Source organism: Amycolatopsis sp. NPDC004079 (assembly GCF_040610415.1).
Classification (GTDB): Bacteria; Actinomycetota; Actinomycetes; order Mycobacteriales; family Pseudonocardiaceae; genus Amycolatopsis; species Amycolatopsis halotolerans.
This window is the reverse complement of sequence record NZ_JBEXMH010000138.1, coordinates 1-8,502: the sequence shown is the minus strand read 5'-3', so window position 1 is coordinate 8,502 and position 8,502 is coordinate 1. Positions and strand designations below refer to the sequence as shown.

Below are 8,502 nucleotides of genomic sequence, written 5' to 3'. Positions count from 1 at the left end.
GGTTGCTTGTCAAGGCGGGAAAGATGCCTTGACAAGCAACCCCAGACCGCAGGGAGGCTTCGTATCGGGGTGCGGGGGAGGGTCTGGGTGCCTCGATCGTTGGGTGCACCGGTGCGGTTGGTGAGTGGGGCTAGCGCCCCAATGTGGCATTGGGTGCGTCTGACGCACCGAACGCCACATTGGGTGCGCCGCGATCACGGCCGTGGGGGCGGTCCGTGAAGGGCTCCTTGAGGGAATCTGGTTCCGTGAGGAGCCCCTTGAGGGAATGCGGGTCGTGAGGGGAACCCTGAGGGACTCTGATTCCCTCAGGGTTCCCCTCACGGACGTCTTACCGCCCGGGCAGGTGGCGCAGGAGTTTCATGCTCACCGTCATGAATCGGGCCCACACGGAACCCGGAACTCCCTTGGGCGGTCGCAGGCCCATTCCTCGCTGCACGGCGATTGACTGGGGTTCGGTGTACTTCAGCAGGCCTTCTGCGCCGTTGCGGCGTCCGGCGCCGGATTCTTTCATGCCGCCCATGGGGACGCCGACTGTTCCGAAGGTCGCTGCGTAGCCTTCGTTGACATTCACGGTGCCTGCCTTCAGGCGTGCGCCGACTTCCCAGCCTGCGCGGCCCCTTCGCGTCCATACGCTCGCGTTCAGGCCGAACGGGGTGTCGTTCGCTCGCTCGATCGCGTCCGTGACATCACTGAAACCGTAGATCGATACCACTGGGCCGAAGGTTTCCGAGGCGAACGGGGTCATTCCGGGGCGGACGTCCGTCAGGACCGTTGGCTCGTAGAACAACGGGCCCAGGTCCGGTCGGGGGCGTCCGCCGGTCAGTACTTGCGCGCCCTTCGTCCGGGCGTCTTCCACGTGTGCGGACACTGTTTCCAGCTGGCTTTTCGACGTCAGCGAACCCATGCCGGCGTGGTAGTCCAGCGAGCCGCCCAGTCGGAGAGCGGCTGTTCGCGCCACGAATTCGCGGGTGAACTCTTCGCGGATGCTGTCGTGCACGTAGATCCGCTCGACCGACACGCACAGTTGGCCTGCTGACGAGAAGCACGCTGTTACCGCACCGGCGGCGGCCTTGGGGATGTCTGCGTCCGGCAGCACGATCATCGGGTTCTTGCCGCCCAGCTCCAGCGAATAGCTGGTGAGCCGCTGCGCGATCCGGCCCGCCAGGTCTTTGCCGGTGGGGGTGGAGCCGGTGAAGCAGAGGTAGTCGCATTCTTCCAGGAGCGCGTCGCCGATTTGCGAGCCTCGGCCCAGCACGATCTGCCACAGGCCTGCGGGCAGTCCGGCTTCCTCGGCCAGTTCTTGCAGCCACAGCGCGGACAGCGCGGTCTGGTTGTCCGGTTTCTGCACAACTGCGTTACCGGCGGCGAGCGCGGGGAAGACGTCCATCGCGGTCAGCGCGAGCGGGTAGTTCCAGGGCGAGATGATGCCGACTACGCCCTTGGGGTGCCGCAGTTCGCCGGCGCGGGTAAGGCCTGGAATCACGCCCGGGGCGCGGCGCGGGGAGAGGATCTTCGCGCTGTGTTTGCCGTAGTAGGCCGCTACCAGGACGGTGGCGCTGACCTCGTCGAACGCGTCGATCCGGGCCTTGCCTGCTTCGACCTGGACCAGATCCAGGACTTCCGCTTGGCGAGCGAGTACCAGGTCGTGCAGGCGCAGGAGGAACTGCTGCCGCCGGGTCACCGGAAGGGCTGCCCATTCGCGCTGGGCCTCGCGGGCGGAGGCGAAGGCGGCGCGTACTTCGGCATCGTCGGCTTGGGGGAGCGAGGTGATCGGCTGTCCGGTGAAAGGCGCGGTCATGTGCACTGGCGCGTTGTCGGCGCCTCCGGTCACGCGGGCTACCAGTGCGGCCGCGCGGGCCGCGGACGGAGCGCCTGCCACGCCGCCGACGGTCGCGGGCAGGGGCTGGCCGGTGAGGTTCGCAGGGGTCGTACTCGTCATCGAGCGCACCTTCTTCCGTGCGGGCCGGGTGTTACCGACGAGTACACCATACCGGCGGTATGGAAACTAGTCGCCCGAATACAGCAGCACGGCAATCCGCTTCCACTCCTCCAGCAGCTGACGGCGTCGCCGGGGGTCGCCGCCCAGTTCGGCGTCGAGGGCGAGGCCTCGGGTGAGGTTCACGGTGAGCCAGAACAGCATCTCCGCGCGTTCTTTCGGCAGGTCGCCGGCGACTTCGCTGATGTGTCCCAGCGTCGCTCGGCCCAGTGCACGGTCGACCGGGCGGATCGCCGCGCGCAGTTCCGGGTCGGTGCGGGCGGCGACCCACAGCTCGGTGACCGCGGTGGACAGCGTGCCCGAGTAGCCCTCCCACAGCAGGTCGATCGCCGCCGCGACGCCGGACGCGCCGCCCGGCAGTGAGCCGAGCGAGGCGGCGAGCTGGGTGCGCAGCTTGGTGGTGAGGTGCTCCACCGCGGCCGCCATCAGTTCGGCTTTCGTGGCGAAGTAGTGCTGCACCGCGCCCTTCGAGACGCCCGCGCGGGTGCAGATCTCCTGCACCGACGCCCGCGAGTACCCGATCTCGACCAGGCAGTCGATCGTCGCGTCCAGCAGGGCGGTGCGCGTCTGCTCGCGGCGTTCGGCCTGGGTGCGGTGTCCCCGGGCGACCTCAGTCATCGCGGCTCCTGCTTTACGTACCGGACGGATGGGATGTACATTCCGCTCAGAACTTACCTGCCAAGCGTCATGTTTTCCAGTTCGCGGGAGGCCCAGCCGTGCCGTTGCAGACCCAGAAGAGCTCGTGGAGCACCACCGAACTCGAGGATCTCCGGGAGCTCTCCCGGTCGTTCCTGCAGAAGGAATTCGTGCCGAACCAGGAGCGCTGGGCGGCGGAGAAGAAGCTCGACCGGGAAATCTGGACCAAGGCGGGCGAGCTCGGCCTGCTGTGCCTGTCGATCCCGGAGGAGTACGGCGGGGGCGGCGGCACGTTCGCGCACGAGGCCGTGCTGTACGAGGAGCAGGCTCGCGCCGGGGACAGCGCCTGGGGCGTCACCGTCCACAGTGGAATTGTGGCGCACTACATCCTGGCGTACGCGTCGGAGGAAAAGAAGCGCGAGTGGCTGCCGAAGATGGCCACCGGAGAGATGGTCGGCGCGGTCGCGATGACTGAACCGGGCACTGGTTCAGACCTCCAGAACATCAAGACCCGCGCGGTCCGCGACGGCGACCACTACGTCATCAACGGCGCGAAGACCTTCATCACCAACGGTTTCCATTCCGACCTCGTCGTGGTCGCGTGCAAGACCGACCCGGACGCCGGCGCGCAGGGCGTCTCGCTGATCGTGGTCGAGACCGACACCCCGGGCTTCCGCCGCGGCCGCGTGCTCGACAAGGTCGGGCTCAAGGGCCAGGACACCGCCGAGCTGTTCTTCGACGACGTCCGCGTGCCCGCCGCGAACCTGCTCGGCGACGCTGAGGGCCAGGGCTTCATCCAGCTGATGCTGCAGCTCCCGCAGGAACGGCTGATCATCGCCGTGACCGCGGTGGCAGGTCTGGAAGCCGCGGTGAACCTGACCATCGACTACACCAAGGAACGCACGGCGTTCGGCCGCCCGATCTTCAACTTCCAGAACACGAAGTTCAAGCTCGCCGAGGCGGCGACGGAAGCCGCGGTGTCGCGCGCGTTCCTCGACCAGTGCATCGAACGGCACCTGCGCGGCGAACTCGACGTGCAGGGCGCGGCGATGGCGAAACTGTGGACGACCGAGCGGGTGAACAAGGTCGTGGACGACTGCCTGCAGCTGTTCGGCGGCTACGGCTACATGACCGAGTACCCGATCGCGCGGGCCTGGGCGGACGTGCGGATCTCGCGGATCTTCGGCGGCACCAGCGAGATCATGAAGGAAATCATCTCCCGCACGCTCTGAATCCGTTGCTGCGAAAGGACTTACCCGTGAAGCAAGGTCCGCTCGCCGGGCTGCGGGTGGTGGAGCTGGCCGGGCTCGCGCCGGCTCCGTTTGCCTGCATGATCCTGGCCGACCTCGGCGCCGACGTGATCCGCGTCGACCGCGCCACCCCGGGCTCCGACGTGCTCGGCATCCCGAACGACCCGCTCGCCCGCGGCAGGCGTTCGGTCGGCGTGAACACGAAAACGCCCGAAGGCGTCGAATTGGTGCTGAAACTGGCCGAAAGCGCCGACGTGCTGATCGAAGGCTTCCGGCCGGGCGTCGCGGAGCGGATGGGCATCGGGCCGGAGCAGGTGCACGCGCGCAACCCGCGGCTCGTGTACGGCCGGATGACCGGCTGGGGCCAGGACGGTCCGCTCGCGTCGGCGGCCGGGCACGACATCAACTACATCGGCGTCGCCGGCGCGCTCGACCCGATCGGCCGGGCAGGCGAACGCCCGGTGCCGCCGCTCAACCTGGTCGGCGACTTCGGCGGAGGCGGCCTGATGCTCGCGATGGGCGTGCTGGCCGCGCTGCACGAGCGCACGACGTCCGGGCGCGGCCAGGTCGTGGACGCGTCGATGGTGGAAGGCGCGGCGTTGCTCACCACGAGCCTGCACGGGATGCGAGCGGCAGGCGTGTGGCCGGGGGAGCGCGGCGAAAACCTCCTCGACGGCGGCGCCCCGTTCTACGACACCTACGAGACCGCGGACGGCAAGTACGTCGCCATCGGCGCGATCGAGATGCGGTTCTGGGCTGACCTGGTGAAGGTGCTCGGGCTGGAGAACGAGGACCTGCCGATGCACGTCGACCAGAGCCAATGGCCGCGGCTGCGCAAGATCCTGGAGGAAGCGGTCGGCCGGTTCACGCGCGACGAACTGGTCGCGCGGGCGGAAGGCACCGACGCGTGTCTCACCGCGGTGCTGTCGCCGTGGGAGGCCGCCGAGCATCCGCAGAACGCGGCGCGCGGAACGTTCGTGGACATCGGCGGCACGGTGCAGCCCGCACCGGCGCCGCGGTTCGACCGGACGCCCGCTGCTACGCCGGAAGCGCCGCACGAGAAGGGCTCCGACACTGCGGAAGTGTTGGCGGAGCTGGGTTATGACGACGCTGAGCTTTTGGCGCTGAGGGAGGCGGGCGCGGTGTCGTAAGTGGTGATCACCACTCACAAGTCGGAGCGGATCACCGAGTAGAGGACGTGATCGCGCCACTCCCCGTCGCGAAAGTCGAACCCGCGCAGGATCCCTTCGCGGGTGAATCCGGCCTTCTCCAGCGAACGCTGTCCGGCCCGGTTGCCCACCTCCGTGCTGGCCTCGACGCGGTTGAACTGCGTGTGCGCGAACAGGTAGCGCACGAGCTCCCGCTGCGCCTGCGCGCCGAGGCCGTGCCCGCGCGCCTCCGGCAGCAGGACCATGCCGATGTTCCAGCAGTAGGTGTGCGGGCCGGTCCGCGTGCGATGCCACGACACCAGCCCGAGCGGACGTTCGCCGAGCGTCGGGACGAGCATGCCGTTGTCGGTGGTCAGCATGCCGTTTTCGCGCCAGAGCCGCCGGATGTAGCCGGGGTCGTGCCAGCCGAACCACTGGTGCTCGCCGACCGTCTCCGGGTCGTTGGTCAGCGCCTCCAGCAGACCGAGGTCGGACTCGCGCACGGGGCGGAGAGTCACTGCGCCGTCGTCCATCGGCGGAGCCTACCGGGGCGCCGCCCGGGACTTGATCACCCGTTGGTGACCGGCGTCACCCGGCCGTGAGCTTTCTGGCTGGATCGGGGCCTGCGACGGGCCATTCCGCCGTGTCGTCACTACAGTGGGAGCCGACTCTGCCGAGGCGGGGCCGGCGTTCGACCGGATGCCGGGTGAGCGGAGGGGAACGAAACCATGTCGAGCGGCCTGAAGAAGATCGTCGTCGTCGGAGTCGTCGCGCTCGTGCTGTTCTTCCTGATCACGCAGCCCACCAACTCCGCGGCCTTCGTGCACCGCGTGCTCGGCTGGCTCAAGGACGGCGCCGAAGCGATCGTCACCTTCTTCAAGAGCCTCTTCGCCTGACCCGCTCTTTTCCCTTCGCCGGGACGCCTCCGCGCGTCCGTCCGGCCAACTAGTCACGCATCGTCACCGGATCCCGGGATTCGGGCACTTCGCTCGACCATCCGGGTGGATTGGCCCCTGAAACCGCCTGGTCACCGAATTTCCGGGGTCCGGGGTATGGCGGAGAAAGCAGGTGCCGCCCTACGGTGCTCACATTGCGTGATCAGCCGGTTCTCCGGTCCCCCGGGAACCGGGTCACGGCGGGTATTCGGCCCGGTCACGCGTGGGGTGCCAGTCGTGGACGCGCAACGGGGCAGGCGGTCGAAAGGCCTGCCCGTCGGGGACCGATGAGGAGGCAGGGATGACCGGAGATCCCGGAGTGGACGCGTTGATCCGGCAGTGGTCGGCCGAGCGCGAGAAGACCCCTGAGGAGCAGGAGGTCGATCGCATCGCCTCGGCCTGGCTGGCCGACGCGCCGGCCGCTCCGCCGGGCATTCCCGGCCAGCGCGCCCGGTCCGGACCCGCCCGCTGGGCCCCGGTCGAGGCCGCCGACCCCGGCTACCTCGACGCGATGCGCGCCCGGCTGCCGGAGGTCCCGGAAGAACTGCTCGTCGCCGCCGCGGGCTGGTGGCAGATGGTCGGCGACGTCGCCGAAGCGCAGCAGTGGTGGGACGCCGGCATCAGCCCGCTCGACCAGCGGGCCCTGGACTACCGGGCGGCCGGTCTCGCGCCGTCCGACCTGGCGCGGCGGCTCGGCCCGATGACGGTGCTGCAGCATCTCCGCCGAGGCAGCGCGCCCGCGTGGTGCGTCGCTCGGCTGGCTCGGCAGCAGAAGCCTGCCTGATCGTTCGAGGCGGTTGGTTTTCCGCGCGGCTCGCGCGGCGCAAGAAGAAGCCTGTTTGACAGCTGTGTTGCCTGGTCGGCGAATCGGCCAGGCAGCACGGCGAGACGCCCGTCGCGGTGCGGTGGAAGCACTCCTTTGCTCGGGAGCGCCGAAGCCGCATGCGGCGGACGTTTTTCGTTGGCGGTGTCGACTGGCGGCGGCCGGACATCGCGGCAGCGGTCGAAGCGCGGCGAAAGCCTGGTTGGCGAGACCGCATGGCCGGTGGGTGAATCGCGGGATGCTGCCCGAGCGGCGGCGGGAGTTCCTTGTCGCATGGTCGGCGGGCGAACCGCGGTGATGCCGCCCGGACGGCGCCGGAAGTTCCTTCGGCCGGTCCGCCGAACCCGCCTCGGCATGGGGCTCGTGGGGTTTGTGCGGCGGCGGCCGTCCACCTGACGGAACCCGGATTACCCGGCTGGGTGAACCGGCGTGGCGGGGGCCATGGCGATGCGTGCGTAACGCTAACCTGCGCGGGCTCGTTGAGTGTTGCGAACCCCAAGCCATGCTGGAGGACCGGAGTTTCGTGCCCGCCACCGGACAGACCCCCGACACCGCGCCGACCGGGGACGAGACCGCGGCTCCCGCTGCCGCCCCCTCGCCCGCCCGTCGCGGTCACGGCGCCGCGCTCGCGGTGCGGCTCGCCGTCGTCGTCGCGGTGCTCTCGGTCGCGGGCGGCGGGATCTGGATCGTCACCAGGGCGTCCGCCCCGGCAGCCAGTCCCACCACGACCGACATCCCGGCGCTGAGCGTCAAGGCGGTCGACGTCAAGCCGGGTTCGATCGCGCCGGTCAGCGCCGTCGCCGCGGGCGGGGCGGCGGACCAGGGCACGGCACCGCAGTCCGCGCGCCCGACCGGCGGCGACCCGCTGCAGGGCTGGGCGGACAAGGTCGGGCCCGCCACCGGCATCCCGGCCCGCGCGGTGCGCGCGTACGGAAACGCGGAACTCGCGATGCGCGAGGTCGACCGCGGCTGCCACATCTCCTGGGCGACGCTCGCCGGCATCGGCCGCATCGAGTCCAACCACGGCCAGTACGGCGGAGCGGTCCTCGGCGCGGACGGCCGCCCGTCGAAGCCGATCATCGGCGTCCCGCTCGACGGTTCCTCCGGCGTCCGCGCGATCAGCGACACCGACGGCGGCCAGCTCGACGGCGACCCGGTCGCCGACCGCGCGGTCGGCCCCATGCAGTTCATCCCGAGCACCTGGCGGAAATGGGCGTCCGACGCCACCGGCGACGGCCGCGCCGACCCGCAGCAAATCGACGACGCCGCCCTCACCGCCGCCCGCTACCTGTGCGCGGGCGGCCGCGACATGGCCAGCCCGGCGGGCTGGTGGGCGGGGATCCTGTCGTACAACAACTCGACGGAGTACGCGCAGAAGGTCTTCGGCCTGGCCGACGGCTACGCGAAGGCGGCGCAGAAGGTGCAAGCGGGCTGACCGCTCGCCAACCTCCCCGCCTGCTTCTCCGACCCTCGTCCGTGAGGGGAACCTTCACGGACTTGGATTCCCGCCCCGCGCACAGCTCCTCGCATCCGGCCCGCCCGACCGCCCAAGCGAGGTCGGCTCAGCAGTTCGCTCGCCCCTGCCGACGAGCCGGGTGCGCGATGCCGAGGTCCGTGAAGGGCTCCTTGAGGGAATCAGATTCCCTCAAGGAGCCCTTCACGGACTTCCGCGGGAGCGAGGGCACGTGACCCCCTGCTGCCCGCCCGGGGCGCG

General features: G+C 69.8%; 8 protein-coding genes. 5 read left to right on the top strand and 3 right to left on the bottom strand.

The window, feature by feature from the left end:
• Nucleotides 1–328: 328 nt before the first annotated feature.
• Together ABZX37_RS48845 and ABZX37_RS48840 are read right to left on the bottom strand one after the other, a co-directional pair.
• Entirely contained in the window at nt 329–1,939 is a 1,611-nt protein-coding gene (locus ABZX37_RS48845) for a succinic semialdehyde dehydrogenase (protein WP_354751180.1), read from the bottom strand.
• 66 nt (nt 1,940–2,005) lie between these two features.
• Complete coding sequence (locus tag ABZX37_RS48840) at nt 2,006–2,614, bottom strand: TetR/AcrR family transcriptional regulator (protein ID WP_354751179.1); 609 nt, start codon at nt 2,612–2,614, stop codon at nt 2,006–2,008.
• Nucleotides 2,615–2,712: 98 nt separating this feature from the next.
• Between ABZX37_RS48840 and ABZX37_RS48835 the strand changes: the two genes are divergently transcribed.
• Nucleotides 2,713–3,864, top strand: a complete 1,152-nt coding sequence (locus tag ABZX37_RS48835) for an acyl-CoA dehydrogenase family protein (RefSeq protein WP_116206670.1) — start codon at nt 2,713–2,715, stop codon at nt 3,862–3,864.
• A 26-nt stretch (nt 3,865–3,890) separates the two neighbouring features.
• Nucleotides 3,891–5,033 carry a CaiB/BaiF CoA-transferase family protein gene (locus ABZX37_RS48830; RefSeq protein WP_354751178.1) on the top strand — a complete coding sequence of 381 codons (1,143 nt, stop codon included), beginning with the start codon at nt 3,891–3,893 and terminating at the stop codon, nt 5,031–5,033.
• Between the two features lie 14 nt (nt 5,034–5,047).
• On the opposite strand, the gene ABZX37_RS48825 is transcribed toward ABZX37_RS48830, so the two are convergent.
• On the bottom strand, nt 5,048–5,563 hold the full coding sequence (locus ABZX37_RS48825; RefSeq protein WP_354751177.1) for a GNAT family protein: 516 nt from the start codon (nt 5,561–5,563) through the stop codon (nt 5,048–5,050).
• A 195-nt stretch (nt 5,564–5,758) separates the two neighbouring features.
• On the opposite strand from ABZX37_RS48825, the gene ABZX37_RS48820 reads away from it, so the two are divergent.
• The 3 genes from ABZX37_RS48820 to ABZX37_RS48810 all read left to right on the top strand — a co-directional run bounded on the left by ABZX37_RS48820 (nt 5,759) and on the right by ABZX37_RS48810 (nt 8,223).
• Nucleotides 5,759–5,926: a hypothetical protein gene (locus tag ABZX37_RS48820; protein ID WP_162836029.1), complete on the top strand. Its 168-nt coding sequence runs from the start codon at nt 5,759–5,761 to the stop codon at nt 5,924–5,926.
• A 340-nt stretch (nt 5,927–6,266) separates the two neighbouring features.
• Nucleotides 6,267–6,749 carry a hypothetical protein gene (locus tag ABZX37_RS48815; RefSeq protein WP_037713183.1) on the top strand — a complete coding sequence of 161 codons (483 nt, stop codon included), beginning with the start codon at nt 6,267–6,269 and terminating at the stop codon, nt 6,747–6,749.
• Nucleotides 6,750–7,311: 562 nt separating this feature from the next.
• Complete coding sequence (locus tag ABZX37_RS48810; protein ID WP_354751176.1) at nt 7,312–8,223, top strand: lytic murein transglycosylase; 912 nt, start codon at nt 7,312–7,314, stop codon at nt 8,221–8,223.
• Nucleotides 8,224–8,502 lie beyond the last annotated feature (279 nt).